Genomic DNA, 24,277 nt, shown 5'->3' on the forward strand with positions numbered 1-24,277 from the left:
CAACTCACTCAGGCCCTATTTTACTGAGTAATCATGCAAGATTCCTGTATCATCCTGTATCAGTTCCTGTGCTGTAATTCTGGCCGATAACAGCACAATCGGGACACCGGCCCCGGGATGTGTACTGCTGCCTGTGAAATATAAATTCTCACAATGAGTGGCCTTGCTTTGCGGACGATAATGATTGCTTTGGTCAAGGGTTGGCTGCAGACCAAACGTGGCGCCATTATAGGCATTGAATTTCGACTCAAAGTCGAGGGGGGTTGTATGAGTTTCGGTAACAATCTCCTCTTCAATGTTTTCGAAACCACGGATTTTCTTTAACTCATTTAAAATGTAGCTTCGATAATACGAAACGGTTTCCTCATCCCATGTATAATCTGCTGCTGCGACATTAGAGACCGGCATCAGGATATACAATCCATCCTTCCCCTCGGGTGCAAGGGATGGATCCATTTTCGAAGCAATGTAAACATAAAAGGAAGCATTAGTCAGTTTTTTTCCATCAAATATATCTTCCAGATTTTGATTCAGTTTTTCGTTGAAAATAAAATTATGTACATGGTCGATTTCTTCGTATTTCCGGTCCATACCGAGATATAAGAGAAAACATGAACAGGAGTATTTCATGCTGTCGATTTTTTTATCGTGGAATTTCCCTTTGGCCTTCTTGTCTTTGACCAGGTGTTTCATGGCATACGGGAAATCTGCATTACAGACGACATAATCCGAAGGGATTGTTTGGCCGTCCACGATGATCCCGTCCGCCTTCTTATGGTTAATGCTTATTTCCTGCACAGCCTTGCCATAGTGTATGTTTCCTCCAAGTTCCTTAAAGAGCCTCTCCATGGCGAGGGCCATCGTAAACATGCCGCCTTTAATGAACCATACTCCATATAAAAATTGAATCATTGGGATCATGGTATAAAAAGATGGACTTTTAAGAGGGGAAATTCCGATGTACAGCGTTTGGAAACTGATCAACTGTTTCAACCGTTCATCCTTAATGAATTTTCCTATAAACGTGTCTGCCGTATCGTATGGTTTCAGTTTCAACGCTTTTTTCAACATGGGGAGGTTATAAAAATCAGACCTCTTGCGGAACGGTCGCTGAAGGATGTGCTGCTTTGCGATGACAAAACGCTTGTAAATTTCATGCAGATATTGAAAAAATCCTTCTGTGTCTTCTTCGCTGATCGACTCTATCGTCTTTGTCAATTCGGTTAGGTCCGAGGAAATATCAAAAGGCTTGTCAGGAATATCACTGAAATATGCCCGATAAATCGGGTCTAATTTTTGCATGGGAATATACTCATCAGGGTCGCGGCCGCATAGTTCAAAGATTTCTCGATACAGTTCCGGCATCATGACGATACTCGGCCCCAAATCAAATGTGTAGCCATCCAGTTCAATTCGATTCATTTTGCCCCCGGGGTTTGACCCTTTTTCATAGATTTCCACCTCGTACCCCGCATGCTGCAGCCTGATGGCACTGGCCATCCCTGCGACACCTGCCCCGACGACAATGACTTTCTTACTCATGTGAACCCCTCATTTCCTTACAATATGCTGCATCAATTCTTTTCAAACCAAAGGGGCAGGCAAAAACACATTCATGATAATGATCCTAGTGATCAGGAAGTGAAACAACCATGGTACCCCCCTGTTTTAAAAATACTACCGTGTCCATACTCTTCCTATTACAACAACCACTTCCTGAACTTTTTCAATGCCTTCATATTTCGATTGGAATAGGGCGGGAATTTCCCCCGCATACGGATAAAATGATGCGCTCTGTAATCTGTTTTCTCATAACTAAAGGCCAGAAATCCGGCTTTCCCGTGATAAGCACCGTATCCGCTTCTCCCCTTCCCGCCAAATGCGATTTGGGGACTCGCAGCATGATGTATCACTTGATTGACGCTGATGGTCGGTGACTGCATGTGGTCCTTGAACAGCCGGATACCTTTCTTATCTTTACTGAACATATATCCCGTAAGTGCATCCCGTTGAATCATTCTACTGGATAACAATGTGTTTAAATCCTTATAGGGTATCACGGGAAGGACCGGTCCGAAGATCTCTTTGTGCATAATCGGACTTCCCGGTTCCAAATCCGTCACCACGGTCGGGGCGATGAACCGATCGTTCCGATCATATGCACCGCCGTGCGAGACATCCCCCTGCCCGATAAACTCAACCACCTTTTGAAAATGGGCATCCGTACAGATCCTGCCATAGTCAACGTTCTCCTGTGGACGTTCCCCGTAGAAAGCGGTGATTGAAGCAGAAAGTTCCAAAAGCGTTTTTTCATAAATTGATTCCTGGACAAACAAGGTGTCCGGTGCAATGCAGGTTTGGCCGGCATTGAGGAATTTCCCCCAGACGATGTCCCGGATGGCGGCTTCTGAAAAGCCTGTTTCATCGAGGATGCAGGGGTTTTTCCCGCCGAGCTCTAGGATCACCGGTATGAGCTGTCCTGCTGCCTGCTCAGCCACAAGTTTTCCGGTATCGCCGCTTCCTGTGAAAAAAATCAGGTCAAATGGGGAAGAAGTCAACAGGCTCGCAGTCTCTGAATCCCCCGTCACAACAATTCCTTGTTCGGGAGGAAATGCATGATTCAAGACCTCTTTCAGCAGTTGTGCCGTTGCCGGTGCATGCTCGGATGGTTTGATCACGTACCGGTTTCCGGCGGCGATTGCCCCGATAGCCGGCATCAAGGAAAGCTGGAGGGGATAGTTCCATGAACCAATGATGAGCACACTCCCGAATGGATGCCTCTTTCTGTTGATTGTTTCCACATATCCCATTTTCAGATGCCGGGAACGGATCGGGCGCATCCATCTGGCCAGATGCCTATAAATATAATCGATTTCATTTAATAAGACGGCGATTTCAGATGAAAAAGCCTCGAATGCCGGTTTTCCCAAATCGGATCGGAGGGCACCGATAAATGCCTTTTCATGCTCCAAAAGAATGTTCTTTAGCTTCAACAGCTGTTGTTTTCGCATTTCAAGTGAGGGGCTTCCCCTGGAAAGTAGATCCTCCCTCTGCCTTTCCGGTAGTGCCTTCAGAAAAGCCTCGTCAGGCATGGGTTGAATCCTTTTCCACAATCTTTCTGCCTACAAGCTGGCCGCTTAACGTAACCATCGGCATTCCGCCGCCCGGGTTCACCGTCCCGCCGACGAAATAGAGATTGTTATAGCGTTCACTCTGTTTCGGATGCTTGAATCCTTTGTTCTTCTTGTTGTCTGAAACAGTTCCATAAATCGCGCCGCGGTCAGAGCCATACGTCCTTCTTATATCTTCCGGTGTCCACATATCCTTTGTGACGATATGTTTCCGTAAGTCATCGAGGCCCATTTTTTCCAATTTGATCAGCACCCGCTCTGCGAATTGTTCATAGTCCTGCTGCGTAAATGGCTTTTCATCCCGGATAAAAGGAATATGCGGCAGCACTTTTATATTTTCATGCCCTGGAGGAGCTTGCGTCGGATCGGTCTTATTGACATTCACCAGATAAATGACCGGGTCATCCGGCAGTTCACGGCGATGGAAGATCGATTGCATTTGCTCCTTCATATTTTCTGCAAAAAAGAAATTATGATGGCGCAGCTTCGGATAGCTTTTTTTCACGCCCAGATGCATCACGAGTCCGGAAGAGGCCGGCTCGAATTTCCTTTTCAACTTTTTAATATAATGGCTCTCTTCCTGCAACAATCGTTCGTAAACCGGGATGACTTCCATATTGGAAACAAAGTAGTCTGCCTTCAGTGTTGTCCCGTCTTCCAAAACGGCTCCTGTGATTTCGCCATCCTTCTTTTCAAGTTTGACGATCTGCCTTCCGAGGTGGAAGTTAACACCCACCTCTTCAGCCAGTTTCACCAGACCGTCCGCCAGTTTATTCAAACCGCCGGGTACATACCATACACCCTGGTCATGCTGCATGTAGATCATCATATTCAGCACGGCAGGTGCATCGTAAGGGGACGAACCGACGTATTTGATAAAATAAGAAAGCATATCGCGGAACTGGTCATTGCTGATCCGTTTATCAATCCCGCTGTGAACCGTTGAAAACAGATCAAAGTTCTTTATCGCACTGAACAGACCCGTATGCTTCATGATTTCTCTCGCCCTGTCGACACCATGCTGAAAATAGGTTTTATCCGTCATGTCATAAAGCGTTTTTGAATAGTCCAGCAGTTTTTGATATTCATGGATATCCTTTTCACTCAAGGACTCATTTTTCTCTTGCATGTCTTTCAAATCTTCATATAAGTCTATGACATTTCCATCGGGGAAAAAAGAGCGCCACTGATGATTCAGCTTCTCGATTTTGACGTAGTCCTTCATGGATTTCCCACTGGCCGCAAACAATCTTTCAAAAATCTGCGGCATCGTCAAGATAGATGGTCCAAGATCAAAGCCAAAACCATCTTGATCAAGGCGGTTCAATTTTCCGCCGATGTGATTGTTTTTTTCATATAATGAGACATCGTATCCGGCCTGTGCCAGTGAGATCGCAGCCGACAGACCTCCGAGTCCGGCTCCAATGACGAGTACGGTTTTATTTTTCAACTGTTAATGCATCTCCTTCCCGCAAATCAAGGATTCTGTAAGCTGCAGCGTTGATTTGGGTCATTTTTTCTTTTGTCACAAAGTTCCGTTTGGTTAGGCACTGATAGCCATTGTTTCGCACAGCGTCCAGTATGCCTTTATAAATATGGGCAGACAGGTAGATGGGGAGTCGGCTATCAGTATCGAACAGCTCTATATTGAGTAAAAACTCGCTGTACAATGATTCAGCACGTGCCGCAAGTTTCTCCCATAGGTTTATGAATTCTTCATTGATCATGCCCTTATGTAGATTACTTTGTGAATATTGAAAATAGCTTAGTTCATCTTTGGGTAGATAAATGCGGTTCTTCTCATGGTAATCCTCACCGATATCACGCAGTATATTCGTTAGTTGCATGGCCACGCCAAGACTGACCGCGGGTGAATGTAAATCCGCTGAAGATGTTGAAGCGATGACAGGCAGGAGCATTAAACCGACAGACCCAGCTACATAGTAACTGTACCGTTCCAGCTCCTTCATCGTGTTCGGGGCTGAGAATGTTATATCCATTGATTGGCCGGTCAGTTGGTCATAGAACGGACCGGTATCCATCTCATACCTATTAAATACGTGTCTGAGTGCCCGCCACAGTGGTTTATCCAATTCCTCATGATCGTTGAACAAATCAAGTTCTTTCTTTAGTTGTTTCAGGAGCTGAACCTTTTTAATGGATGAATGGTTTCCATCTGCACACTCATCTGCGGTCCTGCAAAAAGCATAGATAGCATAAACGGCATGTGCTTTTTCACGTGGCAGTTGTGAAAATGCATAGTAAAAGCTTTTGGAATGTTTTTTTATAATCCTTTCACAGTAATCAAAATCCGCTTGCCTTTGCACTTTATCCATATCCATCTCCTTTTGATCCAAGTACAGATCATTGATATATCGTTATACCATCAAGAGGCTTGATCATCTTTTTTCTACTGCCGCCAAGTCAGTAACCTTCGCACTTATTTTATACCCTGTTTTATCCCCGAAAAACTTTGGATGTGCTGAGAAACACATTATAGGAAGAAAGGAATAACGAAGAGGGAGTTTCAACTTTGATCCAAGTCTGCCACTGCTTTGATTTTCATTGCAATCAACTGCCAGGCCTCTTCAGCTCTTTCTCTTGGCCCCAGATGGGTAAATGCATGCGAACAGCCTTCGAACAATTCATCCTGAACGCTTACGCTTGCTGTTTTTAATTTTTCAGCATAATATTCTGCTTCGGGTCTGAATGCGTCAAACTCCGCTATGAGGATAAGGGCAGGGGCTATGCTGCCGCTCACCTCTGCTTGAACCGGGGAAGCAAGAGGATGCCCAGCTTGTCCTTTTAAAGGTACGTAACACATGTTTAGAAAATGGGCCACTTGAGGATAGCGGGCACGCCACTTATCCGGTTCCGGTTTATCCCCATGCGGTGTGACAAAATCCAGCATCGGGCAGGATAGCACTTGGAGCAGCGGCTGGTCGTCCCCTTTCTCATCAAGGTAGAGACAGAGGGCTGCTGCGATATTCCCACCTGAACTCTGTCCGCCCACCATGATTTTTTCCGCATCAATATTCAACTCATCGGCTCTCCCCTTCACCCATTGCAGAATGTCATAGACCTGTTCAATTGGTTTCGGAAAAGTATACTCCGGTGCTTTCGCATAATCGACATTCAGCACAACACATCCTGCCTCATTGGCCAGGAAGCGGCAATAGGGATCATCCATCTCCTTTTCATTCATGATAAATGCCCCACCATGGAGATTGATATAGACAGGGAGCTTTTTCTGTTTAACTCCAAGAGGATAATAGAGGGATACGGGAGTAGGTTGCACAGATGTTTCCACTACCACGTCTTTTTTCATTTCTACCTCCTTCAGAGGAAGCATCGGTCTTTTTTTTGCTTGGTTTGGGAGGAGACGCAGTACTTTTGCAATGATACCTTTGAACATGAGTGTCACCTCGCTTTTACTAGTTTAGATGTTTAATTCGAAAAGGTTAAAATTTTAATTGTCTTTAACACATGCTTCTTTTCATTCTAATGGGTCCTGGGTAATAGGATTTATGTCAATATGTATTTATAATCTCTAAGTTCTTTATGCCATTAACTATCTTTTCCACTAAAAGAGCTGCTTCCCTGCATTGGATTACGTCTTGATAATCTGGAATTTCCGATTCGGGGCCTGATTCCCCGTATGATATAGCCTTAACCTCGCCGGGGGCAAGTGCCCAACCTCAACCATTCATAGCACCTCTCCCACTTATCCAATGATTATTCGCCAAGTTGGGTGTTAGTAAAGAAAAGTTGCATGTACCGCACTGCCACTCTCTTTCTTTCCTCCTATAAGTTTACAAGTATGCATTCTGCGATTACATCTTTCTTTATACCTCAGTCTCAATCAACCAAACAATCTTTCAACATAATTAAACATTTTTTATAATATACAATTTATTATTGATATACATGGGATTGTTCTATTCGACTCTTTAAGCCTATTTCAAAATAAAAAAGAGGCTGGGACATATGTTGAAAACTAATTGATTTAAGCAGAAATAATCGAAAAAAAAACCGCATGAGATCAAGGTTATATACTCTTGACTTCATGCGGTTCATTCATGTTATTAGGCTCTTATCTTAAAGAGGTTACTTTTAAGGTTATTTACCGCTGCTTCCTTAACGTAAGCGGATTGGAGCGGAAGGTGCGCGACCTCCTGCGGGACTAGCGGGACAGGTGAGACCAAGGTTACGTACCCACTGGAACGTAACCCCGCAGGCAAAGCCGAGGAGGCTCACCGCCCGCCCCTCGGTGTCGTGCACCTGCAGCGGAAATCCATTCTTTTTACTCAGACACATTCTTTGCGAAAAGAGCCTTTTTTAAGGTTTTGTCCCAGCCTCTTTTAATTCATGTTATTTACAGTAAATGTACCTGTTACGGACTACTTCAGCTTCCCGCCAAATACCGGCATTACGCTTGCCTCACCGTAATCTTTGATTTGTTCCAGGTTCTTCAAGAACTCCATATCCTCTTCGGAAATTTCAAAATCCACTTCTGCGTTATTCCTCATATGATTTGGATTTGCCGTTTTAGGCAGCGGAAGAAGACCAAGCTGCAAATCATAGCGGATACTTAATTGAGGTACAGAAACCCCGTATTTTTCTGCGAGTTCTACAACTTTTTGATTCTTCATCAATTCTCCATGGGCGATCGGTGAATAAGCCTCTACAAGAATGCCCTGTTCTTGAGTGTATTGAATCAATTCTTCTGGTGTATTGCTAATATGAGCCAGAATCTGGTTGACCATCGGTTTGACCGTACAAGCACTTAGAATGTTATCCAGGTCCTCTTTTTGGAAGTTGGATAAACCTATTGCACGAAGTTTTCCAGCATTATATGCTTCTTCAAGAGCTCTCCATGCTTCACGATTTCCTTCAAAGAAACGGTCTTCTTCACCGAATTCCATCCAAGGCTGCGGGCTGTGGATGATCATCATATCAATATAATCAAGACCCATCGCCTCAAGGGATTGATCAATTGCTGAAACCGCTTCTTCATATGACTTTGCTTCGGCTGCAAGTTTTGTTGTGATAAACAAATCTTCCCTGTTCACACCACATGCTCTGATTCCTTCACCAACACCGTTCTCATTCATATATGCCTGTGCTGTATCTATATGGCGATAACCGATTTTCACTGCATCCACCACTGCTTGTGCCACAACATCATTTTCTATCATCCATGTTCCAAGTCCTAATTTAGGAATCTCAAGTCCATTAGATAAAGTATAGTTTTCTTTTAAAATCATATTTAACCTCTCCTTTTTTATTGGTTGATTGCAGCTTGCCTTGTCATTTTCCTGCTGATTTAGTGATACACAGCTTTTTATAAATTGTTGTAGGTTTCATCATCAACTGGCTCCAGCCATTCCGCCTTACCTGAAGTGATGGCAATGTGTTCAAACCAGCTGTCTTTTGCAGCACCATGCCAGTGTTTCACACCGTCATGCGTGATAATAACATCACCAGCTTTTAAGAATTGAGCTGGGTTACCTTCTTCTTGGTACCAGCCTTCGCCTCCAGTCACTAATAAGATCTGGAATCCCTCACGATGAATATGCCAGTTATTTCTGCACCCTGGTTCGAATGTCACATTCCCGACTCCTACACTCACATTGGGGTCAGCAGCTAATAACTTCAGATAACTTTGTCCAACAAAATATTGTGAAAATGCTTCATTTTTTTCTCCGGCCGGGAAAATAACACCATTCTTCACATCTTCATGTTTAGCCATTTTAAATCCTCCAATTTTTGATATTTAATTATTTCGTTTCTCAGTCTATCCCTTAAAGTGCACTCTAGGTCAAGAGGTAAATCTTATTTTTTTGAAACTCTACATTTGCTCTCTTAGAATAAACCTTGGGATAAAGGTAATGTAACCTCAATAGTTGTACCGCTGTTTACTTCACTCAAGACACTGACTTCACCAGAGTGGGTTTCTATTATTTTTTTACTTATTATGTAACCTAACCCTGTGCCTTTTTCTTTTGTCGTAAAAAATGGTTTGCCTAAATTAGAGAGGACCTCTTCAGCCATTCCAACCCCTTCATCAATGAAAAGAATACTTACTGCCTCAACCCCTGATTCCCTTACTTTGATGATTAGCTTCCCCCCATCGGACATGGATTCTACCGAATTTTTGATATAATTTATAAAAACTTGCTTTAATTGATTTTCATCACATTCTATTAATACATCCTTAGTATGGAAATCTTTAATGATTTCTACATTATAAAGAAGAGCATGAGGATTAAGCAGGGTGATTACCTGATTTAACAATCTCATAATTTCGATATGTTCAAATTTAGTTTCTTGCGGTTTGGAAAGTATCAAAAGCTCGCTAAGGATCTGTTCTATCCTTTCAATTTCAGAAGAAATGATCGTAAAGTATTCATTCTTCTCATTGGAATTCAATAGTTGGATAAATCCCTTGATTACAGTAATAGGGTTACGGATTTCATGAGCAATTCCTGCAGCTAATTGTCCGGCAATGGATAATTTCTCTGCATTTTCTACTTTTAGATCAGGGGTTATCAATCCTGTTATTTCTCCTGCACCATTATTATCCAAAAAGAATTCACCTCTCCCAGGGTATAAGGTTTTTAATAAAACTTTAATGTTGCTTTAAGTACATCGTTAAAAGAATTTCATGGGCTTTTTCAACTTTTTCTTCATTTTCCATTTCATAGCCAACGTGAACACTTGCGAATTTATTATCCGGTGAATTTTCTTGATTGGCTGGTATCACGTTGATATTCCAGTTATCCACTCCAGAACTTTCAGACACGTAATCACCAGTATTACTAAATGCAGATTGATTTCCTAATTCATATTCCCTCATTTCATCTAACGTATTTACATAGTCACTTTCTTCCAAACTAGCATGGCAGGAAAGGCAACTATTGATGTTTTGCTCATCATTCAATGTTCCTTCAGGGGTGAAAGCTTGATATTCCCAATCGCCATTGCGTAAATCTTCCGGGTAGTGTGCCCCTCCGCCATCTCGCTTTTCCATGACAAAAACATTATTTAGTGTGTCATCGCTATACATCAAGAGGGTTATGACAGTACCTTGTGGAATTGGTTGCCCCTTTTGTACAGCTTCAATGGTTTCTCTGCTCGTATAGATTTCTTCATAAATACTTCCGCGGTTAACAGTCGTATAGAGAACTCCTTCTTTATAGTCAGGAAAATCAATAGGCTCAGTCTCTGATCCAGGCTCATACATCTCTTCCGTATTCTCAGGCGGACTTAACTGCTCAGATTCCTTGCTGCCATTTCCTATCTCATTTGTGTCATTTTGACAAGCTACGATAAGCAGGAGCATCATCAACACAAGAACCAACTGAAGATATTTTTTCATTTTGTTTCCTCCCCATGTTCCAACTTAATTATTTGCCTGATTTTGCTTAAGAAAAGTGATTGTTTAATATCCAGTTAACTTGAAAGATGCATTCAACAACCAGCAACCTCGAAACCATTTTGTTATTGCACCGGACTAATCCTGAATAAACGATCTTTATTTCCCGGATTATCCGCTCTTGGTGATGTATTCGTTGTAATTAAATACAAATCACCTTGATACGGAAACACATTTCTAAGTCTTTCGTTCGAACTAAATATAGGATCTAATGAGCTCGCTGATTCATTGTAAGCATATAAGCTTTCCCCTTTTAATCCTGTAACCAATAAATTCCCTTCAGAAAAGGCTATACCTGATGGAGCCCATGTATCATTACCAGAGTGAAGAACCGGCTCAGTTATTCCCTCTCGTTCATCATCACCCGTAACATCCGGCCAGCCATAATTATTCCCGGGTTCAATGATATTGATTTCATCTTGACCACTCGAACCGTGCTCAGAGCTATATAAAATTGTTCCATCCTCATTCCAAGCCAGGCCTTGAGGGTTACGGTGTCCATATGAATACACATACGAGTTTTCAAAAGGATTACCTTCTGGAATAGAACCGTCCAGATTCATTCTTAAGATTTTCCCTCCTAAACTATCAAGATCTTGCGCGTATTCTTCTACGTGGGCCCATCCTGTGGCCACATACAAATATCCGTCAGGACCAATAGCCATTCGGCCGCCATTATAAAGTTCATGACCGGGTATTCCACCAATTAGTACGTCAGTTTCCTGCCACGCATTTCCATCGTAAACCACCCGCGCTACTTTATTCGCCAATCCGAAATCTGATCTATAGGAATAATAGATGTAACCTATTCCACTTTCTTGAAAGTCTTCTGCCAGCTCCAGACCAAGAAGACCACTTCCTCCTTCTTGCACAATCGGATCAGACGTTTGAACTTCAAACCGTTCCAATTGTCCGTCCTGAAGCACCAGCATGTTTCCTACAACTTCAGGCATGACAATTAAGTTATCCATTACATGAAGATCCCATGGATAAGTCAATTCATCAGCTAGTACTTCCATTTCCCAGTCTTCAGTAGACATATTTAACAAACTCAATTCTGAACCAACCTCTGCTGGGTTACTATCTTCTTGATTCATATCATCTTTATCAACATTTCCAGGAGCACCATCTTCCTGGGAAACTTCCTCTTGTTCCATACTTTCAGTTCCGCTTTGGCATCCTGACAAAACAAGACCAGCAGCCATCACTAAAATTAGGTAATTCCTCATGAACTCTCTCCTTTTTCACATAAAAATTTTCATCCATTTAATTGATTAATTTTTAAAAAGTAGTATTTATTCTACTTATCAATCGTAACTGTAAAGTCACCAGTCATATTTGCAAATTCTTCTATCCTCTTTAAATGTAAAGGTTAAGGGAAGTAAGGAAAGAAAATCTATGCCGGGAGATTATCGTACAGTCTTTTACATATCTTGTTAATATAAAGGAAAAGGATTTATTCCATTTTTTCAATGGTAACTTTAAAATCTCCAGTCATAACCATTAGCTTTTCTATTCCAGATTCAATTTGGCCTAATTTAACAAGTCCATTTGCAAAGCCAAAGTCTTTATAAAATATCGCCAAGTTCCCCCAAGGTGAATAATAAGTGAAGTCACCAGCAGATGGTTTTGTGCCTGATGGAGTGTCGGTAATAGATAATCTTTTAGGCAGATTACTTATTTTCTCTGTATTGGCATAATCCTCCAACGTTAGAGTCAAGGGGAGTAATGCAAGAAAATCTCTGCTTGCTGAATGATCCTCCAGTTTCACTGTTAACTCATTGTCTTTAAATTTTAATCTTATTCTTGCGGCTTCTACTTTGTTATTCACCACTTTTTCATCTCCTTTAGAAATAAATGTTCATCTACCAATAGCAAAACGAACCAGAACATTATGACCATTCTACAACCTGGAGTTAACTCTAAGTCAATAATTACACAATTTTTCAGAAATTTACGATAGTTTTTAAGAAGTCCTACCTCTTGCGTTAAAGTACACTCTAAGTTATAGAATTTATCATGAAAGACTAATCGTTGAGGAGGATTTACTATGACAACATGGTCAAAAGAAGAGCTAAGTGAAATCAAAGCAGCTGATGATCTGCATATCTCACCTTTTCGTGAGGATGGGGTAACTTACGGTACACCAACCTGGATATGGTCAGTCGTGGTCGGAGAAAGCCTTTATGTCCGGGCATACAACGGCCAAAACTCTCGTTGGTATAATGCTGCCATCCATCAGAAAGCAGGAAGAGTCACTGTAGCAGGAATGACGAAGGAAGTAAGTTTTGAACCAGTTGATGATTCTTTGAACGACCTTATTGACAAAGCCTATAGGGAAAAATATAATACAAGTCCCTATCTTAAACCAATGATCAGCGATCGGGCTCGTTCTGCCACGGTCATGGTGCTTCCACGGGATTCCAAATAGTTACTCATTAGCGATCGGTTTCTTCCAAAATAGTATTTCTGTAAAATACCAGGAATAGAAAAAACAAGATTTCTCCTGAATGATAGGGGAATCTTGTTTTTTCTACTTTCTTTTAGACTGTTATCCTAAGGGTATGTTTAAAATAATGCCTATCTACAACCTTTTAAATAATCTTCTCTCAGCATATTCCTTACATAATGGACATACTTCAATTTTTTCTTGTTTATCATTTTCATAAGTGGTGAATGGTTTAACTTTTTTCTTACAAAAGAAACATTGCTTAGAGCTAAACAGCTTTGAAAGGATATTCATCTCGGCTTCTCCCTATTTAAGAGTCTGCTATATCATAAAGGCTAGTCACCAAAAAAATATGGTAACGCATTATAGATATAGTCGTTCATGTATGCGTAGGTATGTGCACCATTCTCCGCAATACTGTAATGGAGATTAACCTCAGCAGGATCATCACCATAAATAAAGGTATCTTCAAATGATTTCATTGCTTCAATTTGAGATGTTAAAGTATCGTATGCAATATCAGCCGTTCCTGTCGCCGCATAAATGAAATAATCATCCTCATCATAATTTGAATTTTCCACTACATCACTCAGATATTCAGCAGTTTCTGAAGCATGTTCATGTCCACCCATCATACCAAGAATCCAACTATCACCACTCATTGGCAAATAGTACTTATAGTAATCCAAGTTATAAATAAAAGTATACCAAGTCGTTACTGATCCCATTGAAAAACCTCCAAATGCCCTATGCTCCCTGGATTCACGAAACCCATTTGTATCTATAGAAGGAGCATATGTGTGGTATGTACCTTCTACAGCAGGCATCAAGGCATTTAATAGTTCTTTATGAAAATCATGAGTTAATTCCACATCGTCTGAACTTCCAGCATTATAGTAAGTAGGAGTAACTACTATTAGCGGCTCAATATCACCCTTTTCAATCATATGATCCAATATATTTTTTAAACTTGAGGTTTTCCCCTCGCCACCAAAAAATGTTTCTGCTCTTCCTGAGCCTCCATGCATCAAGTAAAAAATATCATAGACTGTTTCACCAGAAGCATCATAGCCAGCTGGCAGATATACATAGGCATGTTTGTCATAAATTACATTGTCATAGGTCGCTGCATAATCTATTTTTTCAATCGTACCACCACTATCCATATAATCTTTGTATTCTGAGGGTGTCGACCTATATTCTGCTATCCCGTCATATGTTGAAACTTTAATTGTTTTATTTTCTTCACTGCCAATAGAACTGTTTTTCTTTTCTCTTACCTGGTGATTACGATTTTCTGAGTCAGTTGGTATGCTTTCATTAACGCCGCCTTCACATGCAGCCAGCATCGCTGATATAGAAAGAAGAAAAACCAGCATTGAGATCCTTATCATTTACCTTTTCTCCTCTTTAAAGATCATATTATACTAATAAAGACAGCCGCACTTAATAGAAGCAAAATACTTCCAAATATCTTGTTTGAATTCTTAAAACTGTACTTTATTGTTTTGTTTTTCATCATACTTACACCGTTCACCAAAGCACCCCACCATAACAGCGTTCCGATAAATATGCCGAAAACAAGTTGAATACCTTTCACAAAATCCAGCTGTCCTGTAATACCGAAAAAGGAGAAGGCAAAAAGGAAGGTGAGGACAGCCGCTGGATTTGTGATTCCTACTGCAAATGAAGACAAAAACATTTTGGTGTTACTCACTGCTGTTGACTGACTTATCCCAGCTTCATTTGGTTTCACTATCATGTTGATCCCCATAAGAAGAATTAAGGTTCCACCCAAAAGGTTTATTATCTTCTGGTGATCCAAGAGAAAATCGGAAATGAATGTCAAACCAAATGAACCGATACATGCGTAAAATAGGTCCGCTGCGGATGACCCCATACCAGATACGAATCCTGCCCATGAACCGTGGAGCAATGTTCTTTGTACGGTCACTGCTCCAACAGCGCCAACCGGCAGTCCGAAAAGGATCCCGATAATAAGCCCCTTTAGCAAGAAGCTCTCCATAGTTTTTTTCACCTTCCTCCCGTAACAGCCGAAACACATAGATATTCACCCTGAAAGATTTTGTGAATATCCTATCTTTTTTTCAGTATCATTTTCATTCACAGACCGCTTATTCTCAGTATAGTTTATTATTAGACGCTTTTTACCCGTCTGCGGGTCGGGTGTTATCGCTTCTACAAATTGCACATAAAATTTCACATTATCAAGGTGTTTTTCGCGCAGAATCATTCTCATCTGGCGGAGCATTTCCTGCCGAACTTCCACCTGTATATCTTTATTTGTTACCTCTGCAAGCATCTCAAAAGAATGAATATCAATTTGTTGGAACTGATAATCCAGCAGTCCTTCAATACAAAAGCCCTCAACAGCAAGAGGGTGGAGAAACTCTTTGATTCCTTTTCCATTCTCAAACCACATTATATCTTCGTTTCGACCTATAAGACCTTCCGCTTTGATAAAGGGATAGTGGCTCTTCTCATCTGCTGCTGTCAGCTTAAGCTGGTCGGAAAGCCGATACCGAATCAAAGGCTGGGCCAAATTGTAAAGAGAGGTAAGATACATGGTGTTGTTTTCCACTTCGATATAATTCATATCGTCAAACAGTATCATTCCCTCTCCTTCTTCAGTCTCCACACCTAATGCCAACGACTCACTAGCTCCATATATGTTCACAACCTTGGTGCCAAATGCCTTTTCAAGATAATTGCGCATGTTGGTTCCAAGAGGTTCACCACAGGAAATCAGCCGAAGAACATCGAGTTGAACTTCTCCATTTTCTAAAAGTTCTCCTAGAATTTTGATTGCTGATGGGTAGCCTATCACCACATTGGGCTTGAACCGCTTCACATTATCAATCCATTCGGCGAGGGGTGTATTGATGTCCAGGAACAGTTGATTTGCATGCACACCTTCAATACCGGCGCCGACAGCCATTGCACCACCGTAGCGTCCGTCGGTTGCAGCGATATATAATACCCTTGGTTTTTTCAAAAGAAACATAATAATCTCGGTCATGGTCATATTCCAGAATGCAGCACGGATAGTGCTGACCAGCATTTCCTTCCAAGCTGCCTCATCATATATAAAATATCCTGGTTTTCCAGTGCTGCCTGAAGAGTGTACCACGTGGTAATTTCCCTTGAATGTTTTCTGCTCAATGGTTTCTTCTTCATCAAATTTGCGTAGTTCTTCCTGGTTCAAATCATTCACTGTGATTAATTCATCAAAATGTTCCAAAACGAGCGTTTTATCAATGGTTGGAAAAGAGGAAAGAGGCAGTTCATGAATTTCCTCTCTAGTAATATTTGCTTCTCTAAAGGTTCTATTGTAGTAGGACGAATTGTCATAGGCGTATTCCAGGACACGCCGTAACTTTTTGTCCTGCAATGACTGTATCTGGGCTTTTGTCTTTGTTGAATTCCTTTTCAATTTGTACAAATTCCATAATAAGTGCAGATAGTTCATTTCAACCTCCTATTTATCCCATATATTATGGGTCTATTCAGTTTTACAATCAATTTCCTTAAGTGCTTTTCAGGGAGAGTACTGCGTTTTCAAGATTTAAGAACTTACAATGATAAATGGAGTTGCAACAGGTGCTTGTGTGGTGTCATGATGCAACGGGGACATACAATGCAACATAGAGAAATAATTCAGTGAAAACACAATTGATAATGGTGTTTTCTATAAGAGGTCAGATTAGTTGATATTTCTAAAATTTATTATTCAATTCATTGTTATTTACTTCTTCATTTCGGATCATTTGTTCCAGTTTAGCTATTAACCGACTATTGATTTCGGGAGTTTTTTTAAAGAAGGATACTCTCTTCTGCTTCTTTAAGAGAACTAATAAGTACTTCTTTTCTTCATAAGTAAACATTACATTGTCACCTCTTTATTTTTCACTTTACTTAATTTAGTTGTAACTAGATGGGTGTGATCATTAAGAGGATAGTATACAGATTAGGTACACGAGACTTCTTTTACAACATAAAATAATGTGTAAGAAGAATTCCAGTCTCATTATTTTATTTGGTTAGATAAAAAGCTGAAATGCTTCGATCCCTCTTTTGAAACGGTCTAATCCGTCTCTAAGTCTTTCTTTAGGACATGCATAGTTTAATCTAATGAAGTTATTTCCATTACCTCCAAAGATAGCTCCATCTGAAACATATAATCCTGTTTCTTTTCTAATGAACTCGCTTAACTGTTTCGTATCATTCGTCACTGCACTACAATCAATCCAAGCCAAATAGGTCGCTTCTGAATGAATGACTTGAAGCTGAGGCAAAACACTTGCAATAAAATCTTCTATTAATTTCTTATTTTCCATAAGATAATCCAATAGCCCGAAAAGCCAGGTTTCTCCTGCTGTAAACGCTGAAATTGCAGCTTCTACGGCAAAAACATTGGGTTCTGCCACCTCATCAGTATTGATCCCGCGATTCACGAGTTTCCTTATCACTGGATTGGGCACAATAATACACGAGGTTTGTATTCCAGCGAGGTTAAACGTTTTTGTTGGAGCGACACATGTAATGGAATTTTCAGCAATGTTTTCTGATATTGAAGCAAATGGTACATAACGATATCCCGGATGTGTTAAATCACAATGAATTTCATCTGAGAGGATAAGAACATTATATTCGATACATAGGTTGCCTATTTGCTCAAGAGTTTCTCTTTTCCACACTTTGCCTATCGGGTTGTGTGGATTGCAGAATATCATGAGCTTAGTATCTGGGTCAGCAATCTTCTTTTCTAAATCGTCAAAATCAATGAAATACTGATTTTCTTTATAAATCAACTCACTTGTTAACACCTTTCGTTGATTGTTGAGAATAGAGTTATAAAAAATATTGTAGACAGGTGAAAATACCAACACATTTTCCCCAACATTGGTCATTTTACGAACAATCGAAGATATTGCTGGCACTACACCGGTACAAAACATGATCCAATCTTTTTCCACATGGAATTGATGTCTGGTCTTCCACCACTGTGAAACTGCACTGTAATAAATGTCTGGAACACTTGTATAACCAAAAATCCGATGGTTCAATCTTTCCTCCATTGCCTTAACGATAGCGGGTGATGTTTCAAAGTCCATATCTGCTACCCACATCGGAAGTTCCTCGGACCCAACTGTCCATTTATAGGAATTCGTGTTAAATCGATCCGTCATTTCACTAAAATTAAATGTCACAGGTTTCACCCGCTTTATCTAATTCAAGTTGGGTATTGGAGGAATCGATTTCCTTGTCATCGAATATTAATTCATTTATGTCTTTCACTTTAATCCTTCCGGCAATTGGGTTTTTGACGCTGTCAATCACCGTTTCTGCTTCTATATCAACTTTTGAATATTCAAATGCTAAATCTGTATTTATAATTTTCCCTTCCTTGATAACCAGATGATCCATGTAGCACATGCCTTGGTTGCTTTCAATGGTACAGTTAATAAATGTTATATTTTTTGAATTCCAACCAAGATACTCTCCGACAATGATTGAGTCGTATACAGTAACATTTTCACAGTTCCATAAAGCATCTTTTGAGATTAACCTGGCATTTCGGATTTCAATATTTTTCGCTCGTCCCAAAAGGACTCTTGCGCATTTACCATATCAACATTTTCCAGGTAAATATCGCTTGAACGGCGGAATATCTTTGGTGCTTCGATGGTGCTGTCAGTGATTGAAATATGATGAGTGTACCATATTCCCGAACGAGCCATTTCTAGAAAACTCGTATTTTTAACACTGATATTATTACAATACCAAAGAGGGTATTTCCATTTAAAAATGCTATTATCAATGGAAATAACACTGCTTTCTTTTAGTGGGGATTCTCCATTTGCAAAAACAGAATCTTTTATGATAAGATCTTGGCTTTTAAAAAGTGCTCGTTCCCCTGTCAACATCTTTTGATTAATTTCTTTCATTATTTTCCCCTCCACTGAAAATAAGTTTGCATATTTCAATTATTTTAATCCTTAGAGTTAACACAAAGTCAAGGCCTTAAATTTATTCATCCTCTGCTTTATAACGGAAGTCAATTAGATACTGTACTGTCAATTTCTGAACCAGTCTCCTCCAAAGGCAGCCAGTCCAAAACATTTTTAATATAGCGATTCCAAAAATCCCAATCATGACCCCCAGACCCTACTTCAAAGACAACCCTGACACCTTTTCTTCCAGGTAATCTGTGAAATCAATATTGACCCCTAATAACTGATCATCATTACCACAGGCCATATAAATTTTGGGTATAGTTGATTTTTGTTCGACTATACGATCAATAAGCCATTTTGGGTTTTTATCACTTTCCTCAACTTTTGACAAGTCGCCAAAACATGCTTCTAAATATGCGCGACTATTCATGAGAAACTCAGAATCAAATGGCCTTTTGTCAATATTCTCTGTGATAAGACCCGAAGATAAACCGGCGATATACCCAAATGTCTCATGGTATTTAAGCCCATTCCGAATAGCGCCATACCCGCCCATAGAAAGACCTGCAATGTAAGTATCTTCTCGTTTTTCGGATAGAGGGAACATTTTCCGTGTTATCTCAACCAATTCCTCACCTATAAATTTCCCGTAGTTGTTGTTTGCTCCAGGATTATCTATATAAGCCATGTTCTCTCCAGATGGCATTATAACAACAAGGTCTTTTTCTACAGCCAGTCTTTGAATGTTCGTTTCAGACACCCAGTCAGTATAATTTCCGAACATTCCGTGTAGAAGAAATAATGTCTTATATGGTTTATCCTCTCTTGCAGGCATCCCTGGGAATGCCGTCTTATCCACCGGCAATATGACATTCATCGGGACCGTTCTCATTAAAGATTTTGACATGAAATTAACTTGCAGCAATGCCATATATTCACCTCTTCGTTCGTTTTAATTGTTGAAACTTTATGAACAAAAGATCCACTTTTCAAGAAACTAAAGGGGATTATTTCCACCTTCTCATCAAGCGCGTATTATTGTGTGAATATTCCGAAAAAAGACTGTACTCCAAAGATTTATAGTTGATTCATTTGTTTCTTTTTTTCTAATGCCCTTGCTTTATCGCGCAATTTGCTTTCCAGATCACTTTCCATGGCTTTTCTGGTAAAAAAGATGAATTTTTCCAGTTCATTAAGAGCAGCATCCAACTCTGCACGCTTTTCATTCAAAATTCTCTTTTGGTCTATAAGAATATCTTGCCTCTTTTGTAATGTGGATTGCCCTTCTATAAATAAATCCATATAACGTTTAATATCTCTAATCTGCATTCCTGATTTTTTGAAACACTCTATTGTTTTAATCGTTTCTAAATCCATTTCATAAAAAACTCTATATCCTGAATCCTTCCTTTTAAGATTGGGCAATAGGCCTTCTTTGTCATAATATCTCAACGTATCAATGGATAATCCAGTCATTTCCGACGCCTCTTTAATTGAATACCCCATAACTTCACCTATGCTTTCTGTAAATTTCATAATAAGTATAACCCTCGAGCCAACTCGAGAATCAAGGGTTTTTGTTACCTTCATGATGAATAAAAACAACTGTATGCCGGAGAATCAAAAGTAAAATGAATGTCTGATCTTCGAATATGAGGCTTTTCGCTAAAAAAAAGCGCTTCAACAGAAACGCTTTTTTATTAGGAGTAAACAACACTTCTTACGGCTCCAGTGTTGGTCGCAGACTTGTTAATCCCTACCAAAATAGTAGTTAAACTATTGTTTACTATAGTTGTTCCTCAACAGGTTCATACCAGTTTACAGCCGCACGTTCAGGATTGGCATCAATCAAAATATGAGAAAACCAACTTTCGGAGTCGGCACCGTACCAGTATTTGATTCCAGGCTCTAGCATGACCACATCTCCTGCCTTCATGGTAACAACAGATTCACCCTCTATCTGACTAACCCCTTCTCCACCAAGGGCAATTAAAATCTGTCCACCATCAGTGCTGTGCCAATCTGTTCGAGATCCAGGTTCAAAAGTTATGCTGGAGGTTTCCGGGAAATTAAACACATCCTCATTAGGAATTAATGTCTCCATATATATCCCCCCTGCTGCATGACCTGAATAGTCATAAGGTTCACCCAAAGGGAATAAGGCCCCATCTCCTAAACCAGCAAGTGCTTCCTGCGGGAACCCTAATGGGCCTCGCTCAGTGTATTCCACAACTTCCCCTTCCAAAGCACTATAATACTCATCGGTAATATCTTCTAAAAAATGTGATTCCCCTCCACCAGGATTAGTGATGGCTATATGTGAAAACCAGCCATCCGCTCCGGCTCCATGCCAGTGTTTCACATCTGGATCAATCAATACAACATCGCCTTCTCTCACTATTTGAGGGGTTCCACCTTCTACTTGATAATAGCCGCTGCCATATGTACCTAAAAGTATCTGTCCACTATCATGTGTATGCCATCTTGTACGGGCACTCGGTTCAAAAGAGATATTAAGCATACTTGGAACATTGAAGGTATCATCATTACCGACAACATTGCTTACATAACCGTTTCCTTCAAAAGCTATAAAAGAAATGGGATTAAAAAATCCTACATCGAACAACATATCATCTGTTTCTTCACCTGGTCGAACACTGATCAGAAACACAGTTACTGATAGAACAATAACGGCCACTACAGCCAATACTATTTTGAGTCCTCTTCTTTTCTTACTCCTTTTTTTCATCTCCAATTCCTCCATTTTTTAAGAACATTTCTTGTGATTTTTTTAAAACTCTCAACCTCAAAACATGTATAGCAAATAAGGGGAGATATACACGTGATATATATAATATTTCACCAAAGGGGCTAAGAGCTAGGCCAAAGCAGTTCTAGCTGCAAAGTTTTATCTACAAGACATTACTCTCTAACTACGACCAGAACGCATCATTGAAAATATTGATTTCAGACTCAACTTACCTCCATATACGGGCATCATGCTGGCACTTCCATAGTCCTTGATTTTTTTCATATTCTTCAGGAATTCCATATCTTCTTCAGAGATAACAAAATTGACATTTGCATTATTCTTCATATGATCCGGATTTGTAGTCTTAGGTAACGGAAGAAGTCCAAGCTGCAAATCATATCGAATACATAATTGCGGCACAGAAACCTTATATTTTTTTGCAATCTCTATAATTTCCGTATTTTTCAATAATTCACCATGTCCAATTGGGGAATATGCTTCTACTAAAATACCATTATCTTGTGAATATTGAATCAGCTCAGAAGGTGTATTGCTTATATGTGCAAGAATCTGATTTACCATTGGTTTGACGGAGCAGGATTCAAGGATGTTCCCGATGTCCGGTTTATCAAAGTTAGAAAGTCCAATGGCACGAAGCTTTCCGGCTTTATAAGCTTCCTCAAGTGCTTTCCATGCCTCGCGGTTTCCTTCCGAGTAACGTTCTTCCCCACCGAATTTTGTCCAAGGCTGCGGGCTGTGGATGATCATCATGTCAATATAATCCAGCCCCGTAGTCTTAAGTGATTTATCTATCGATGAAACAGCCTTCTTATAAGACTTTACTCCTGCAGCAAGTTTTGTGGTCACAAACATCTCCCCTCTTGTCACTCCACATGCTCTGATTCCATCTCCAACTCCGGCTTCATTACGATAGGCTTGTGCTGTGTCAATATGACGGTATCCGATTTGTGCAGCATCCTTCACTGCCTTAGCAACATCTTTATTTCTTATAAACCATGTTCCAAGACCCAGTTTTGGAATTTCCACGCCATTCGATAGAGAATATTTTTCTTCTAGAATCATAAATGATCTCTCCCTTTTAGTGATATTCATCTACTTATACCTTTAGCTAATTGAAAAAACTGAAGCCCTATATGTGTTTCACGTATAGATTCATTGATACTAAGTTGCTTAAAGTTAACATACTCTCTTGAGTCAACTCTAAGTCAACAACATCCTCAAGAATATTTTAAATTTAATTCATTTTTTTTAATGTTGAAATATCAAATGACTTCCAGATTCTTTATCCAACACCTATAACTCCCACCATGAAGAGATAGGAAGGGGTAAATCTGAATTTATCTGTACCGTTTGACCGATCTCCGGGGCAATTAGATTAGCTTCCCTTTCTTTTTCCGCTGCCGCTTTTAATGCTCGTTCAATCGGTTCTGTCCAACCATGATAAGCAAGTGTAAATCCCCCCCAATGCATTAACATCATGGTATTTCCGTTAACATCTTCATTCGCCTGAACTGATTCTTCAGGTGTCATATGGACCCAACGCCAACGCCTGTCGTATTGACCACCTTCAATCAAAGCGATGTCAAACGGTCCGTATTTTTTTCCAATCTCTTTAAAATGGTCACCATAGCCTCCATCCCCACTTGTGTATAAACGTGTTTGTTTTCCAATAATCACCCAGCCTCCCCATAAGGTAGTATTACGATTAGCCGGCCCTCGTCCAGAAAAGTGTTGGGCAGGAGTCAATACTACAGTTAAACCCTTATACTCTGTTTCATCCCACCAATTGAGCTCAGTGATTTTTTCTTCTGGGATTCCCCAGTTGATCAAATGAGTACTTACTCCGATAGGAACAAAAAAATGGCTTACCTTTTCCCTGAGCTTTCGTATGGATGGATAATCCAAGTGATCGTAGTGATCATGGGTTATAAAAACTGCATCAATAGAAGGCATTTCATCAATAATATGCAAAAGTTCACCCGTGTACCGTTTGCTTCCTGCGAATGAAACAGGTGAAGCTATTGGACCAAGCATAGGATCTACGAGTATCTTTTTATTATCAATACTGAGCAAAAATGTGGAGTGTCCAAACCAAGTCAAACTATCTTCTTCACTATTAATTTTATTCCAATCAATCTCGGAAACAGGTATCCGCCCGGCAGGAGTGCGATCTGTACCGCCAGAAATGGAATCCTTCATCATAGAGACGTTTTCAGATATGCTCATATCCAACTTTGTAGACACAGGATTTACAAATTTTCCGTTAACATAATTATCAAACTGACTATATTCTTCTTGTTGTTCTTTACTTGGATTTCCACCGAATACAGGTGCCAGATTTATAAACAAGATGATTGCTGCGCATAACCCAACAATAAAAACGAATACATATATCATGATTTTTCTTATGATTCCTTTCCTGATTAATTTTTTAGCACTTCCGTTAACTCCTTGTAATGGAATGGGGTCTTTTGAATTTTGCATTTTCTTCCTCCTTTCATTTGGATT

The 24,277-nt window shown here is 40.1% G+C and carries 22 protein-coding genes and 1 pseudogene; 1 reads left to right on the top strand and 22 read right to left on the bottom strand.

Annotated elements, in window-relative coordinates; translation table 11 throughout:
• Positions 1–15 precede the first annotated feature (15 nt).
• From M1E09_RS12325 to M1E09_RS12375, 11 genes are all read right to left on the bottom strand, one after another.
• Positions 16–1,542, bottom strand: a complete 1,527-nt coding sequence (locus M1E09_RS12325; RefSeq protein ID WP_456271167.1) for a phytoene desaturase family protein — start codon at positions 1,540–1,542, stop codon at positions 16–18.
• A gap of 158 nt (positions 1,543–1,700) precedes the next feature.
• The gene (locus M1E09_RS12330) at positions 1,701–3,092 is read right to left on the bottom strand and encodes an aldehyde dehydrogenase family protein (RefSeq protein WP_456271168.1); all 1,392 of its coding nucleotides are present in this window, start codon (positions 3,090–3,092) and stop codon (positions 1,701–1,703) included.
• Positions 3,085–4,581 carry a phytoene desaturase family protein gene (locus tag M1E09_RS12335; RefSeq protein ID WP_456271169.1) on the bottom strand — a complete coding sequence of 499 codons (1,497 nt, stop codon included), beginning with the start codon at positions 4,579–4,581 and terminating at the stop codon, positions 3,085–3,087. Before M1E09_RS12335 ends, M1E09_RS12330 begins: the two co-directional genes overlap by 8 nt.
• On the bottom strand, positions 4,571–5,467 hold the full coding sequence (locus M1E09_RS12340; protein ID WP_456271170.1) for a phytoene/squalene synthase family protein: 897 nt from the start codon (positions 5,465–5,467) through the stop codon (positions 4,571–4,573). The genes M1E09_RS12335 and M1E09_RS12340 overlap by 11 nt, the downstream gene beginning before the upstream one ends.
• A 191-nt stretch (positions 5,468–5,658) precedes the next feature.
• Entirely contained in the window at positions 5,659–6,459 is an 801-nt protein-coding gene (locus M1E09_RS12345) for an alpha/beta hydrolase (protein ID WP_456271171.1), read from the bottom strand.
• Between the two features lie 1,072 nt (positions 6,460–7,531).
• Complete coding sequence (locus M1E09_RS12350; RefSeq protein ID WP_456271172.1) at positions 7,532–8,398, bottom strand: aldo/keto reductase; 867 nt, start codon at positions 8,396–8,398, stop codon at positions 7,532–7,534.
• A gap of 77 nt (positions 8,399–8,475) precedes the next feature.
• On the bottom strand, positions 8,476–8,883 hold the full coding sequence (locus M1E09_RS12355; protein WP_456271173.1) for a cupin domain-containing protein: 408 nt from the start codon (positions 8,881–8,883) through the stop codon (positions 8,476–8,478).
• A gap of 113 nt (positions 8,884–8,996) precedes the next feature.
• Entirely contained in the window at positions 8,997–9,719 is a 723-nt protein-coding gene (locus tag M1E09_RS12360) for an ATP-binding protein (RefSeq protein ID WP_456271174.1), read from the bottom strand.
• 43 nt (positions 9,720–9,762) lie between these two features.
• A complete protein-coding gene (locus M1E09_RS12365) occupies positions 9,763–10,512 on the bottom strand; it encodes a cytochrome P460 family protein (RefSeq protein WP_456271175.1) in 750 nt (249 codons plus the stop codon).
• A gap of 122 nt (positions 10,513–10,634) precedes the next feature.
• Positions 10,635–11,798 (bottom strand): PQQ-dependent sugar dehydrogenase, encoded by a 1,164-nt coding sequence (locus M1E09_RS12370; protein ID WP_456271176.1) that lies wholly within the window; start codon positions 11,796–11,798, stop codon positions 10,635–10,637.
• Positions 11,799–12,025: 227 nt separating this feature from the next.
• Entirely contained in the window at positions 12,026–12,400 is a 375-nt protein-coding gene (locus tag M1E09_RS12375; RefSeq protein ID WP_456271177.1) for a cyclophilin-like fold protein, read from the bottom strand.
• A 219-nt stretch (positions 12,401–12,619) separates the two neighbouring features.
• On the opposite strand from M1E09_RS12375, the gene M1E09_RS12380 reads away from it, so the two are divergent.
• The gene (locus tag M1E09_RS12380; RefSeq protein ID WP_456271178.1) at positions 12,620–13,000 is read left to right on the top strand and encodes a DUF2255 family protein; all 381 of its coding nucleotides are present in this window, start codon (positions 12,620–12,622) and stop codon (positions 12,998–13,000) included.
• 353 nt (positions 13,001–13,353) lie between these two features.
• On the opposite strand, the gene M1E09_RS12385 is transcribed toward M1E09_RS12380, so the two are convergent.
• The 11 genes and pseudogenes from M1E09_RS12385 to M1E09_RS12435 all read right to left on the bottom strand — a co-directional run bounded on the left by M1E09_RS12385 (position 13,354) and on the right by M1E09_RS12435 (position 24,166).
• On the bottom strand, positions 13,354–14,412 hold the full coding sequence (locus tag M1E09_RS12385; protein WP_456271179.1) for an alpha/beta hydrolase: 1,059 nt from the start codon (positions 14,410–14,412) through the stop codon (positions 13,354–13,356).
• A gap of 23 nt (positions 14,413–14,435) precedes the next feature.
• The gene (locus M1E09_RS12390) at positions 14,436–15,056 is read right to left on the bottom strand and encodes a LysE family translocator (protein WP_456271180.1); all 621 of its coding nucleotides are present in this window, start codon (positions 15,054–15,056) and stop codon (positions 14,436–14,438) included.
• Positions 15,057–15,089: 33 nt separating this feature from the next.
• On the bottom strand, positions 15,090–16,508 hold the full coding sequence (locus M1E09_RS12395; protein ID WP_456271181.1) for a phenylacetate--CoA ligase family protein: 1,419 nt from the start codon (positions 16,506–16,508) through the stop codon (positions 15,090–15,092).
• A 247-nt stretch (positions 16,509–16,755) separates the two neighbouring features.
• Positions 16,756–16,923, bottom strand: coding sequence for a hypothetical protein (locus tag M1E09_RS12400; protein ID WP_456271182.1), 168 nt, complete (start codon positions 16,921–16,923; stop codon positions 16,756–16,758).
• 156 nt (positions 16,924–17,079) lie between these two features.
• Positions 17,080–18,228: a MalY/PatB family protein gene (locus M1E09_RS12405; RefSeq protein ID WP_456274975.1), complete on the bottom strand. Its 1,149-nt coding sequence runs from the start codon at positions 18,226–18,228 to the stop codon at positions 17,080–17,082.
• Between the two features lie 10 nt (positions 18,229–18,238).
• A pseudogene (locus tag M1E09_RS12410) lies at positions 18,239–18,987 on the bottom strand (DUF3737 family protein).
• Between the two features lie 220 nt (positions 18,988–19,207).
• Positions 19,208–19,927 (bottom strand): alpha/beta hydrolase, encoded by a 720-nt coding sequence (locus tag M1E09_RS12415; RefSeq protein WP_456271183.1) that lies wholly within the window; start codon positions 19,925–19,927, stop codon positions 19,208–19,210.
• Positions 19,928–20,073: 146 nt separating this feature from the next.
• The gene (locus M1E09_RS12420) at positions 20,074–20,532 is read right to left on the bottom strand and encodes a MerR family transcriptional regulator (RefSeq protein ID WP_456271184.1); all 459 of its coding nucleotides are present in this window, start codon (positions 20,530–20,532) and stop codon (positions 20,074–20,076) included.
• 250 nt (positions 20,533–20,782) lie between these two features.
• Complete coding sequence (locus tag M1E09_RS12425; RefSeq protein ID WP_456271185.1) at positions 20,783–21,745, bottom strand: cupin domain-containing protein; 963 nt, start codon at positions 21,743–21,745, stop codon at positions 20,783–20,785.
• 180 nt (positions 21,746–21,925) lie between these two features.
• The gene (locus tag M1E09_RS12430; protein ID WP_456271186.1) at positions 21,926–22,831 is read right to left on the bottom strand and encodes an aldo/keto reductase; all 906 of its coding nucleotides are present in this window, start codon (positions 22,829–22,831) and stop codon (positions 21,926–21,928) included.
• A 231-nt stretch (positions 22,832–23,062) separates the two neighbouring features.
• A complete protein-coding gene (locus tag M1E09_RS12435; protein WP_456274976.1) occupies positions 23,063–24,166 on the bottom strand; it encodes an MBL fold metallo-hydrolase in 1,104 nt (367 codons plus the stop codon).
• Positions 24,167–24,277 lie beyond the last annotated feature (111 nt).

The sequence above is a fragment of the Bacillus sp. AK031 genome, from assembly GCF_053903065.1.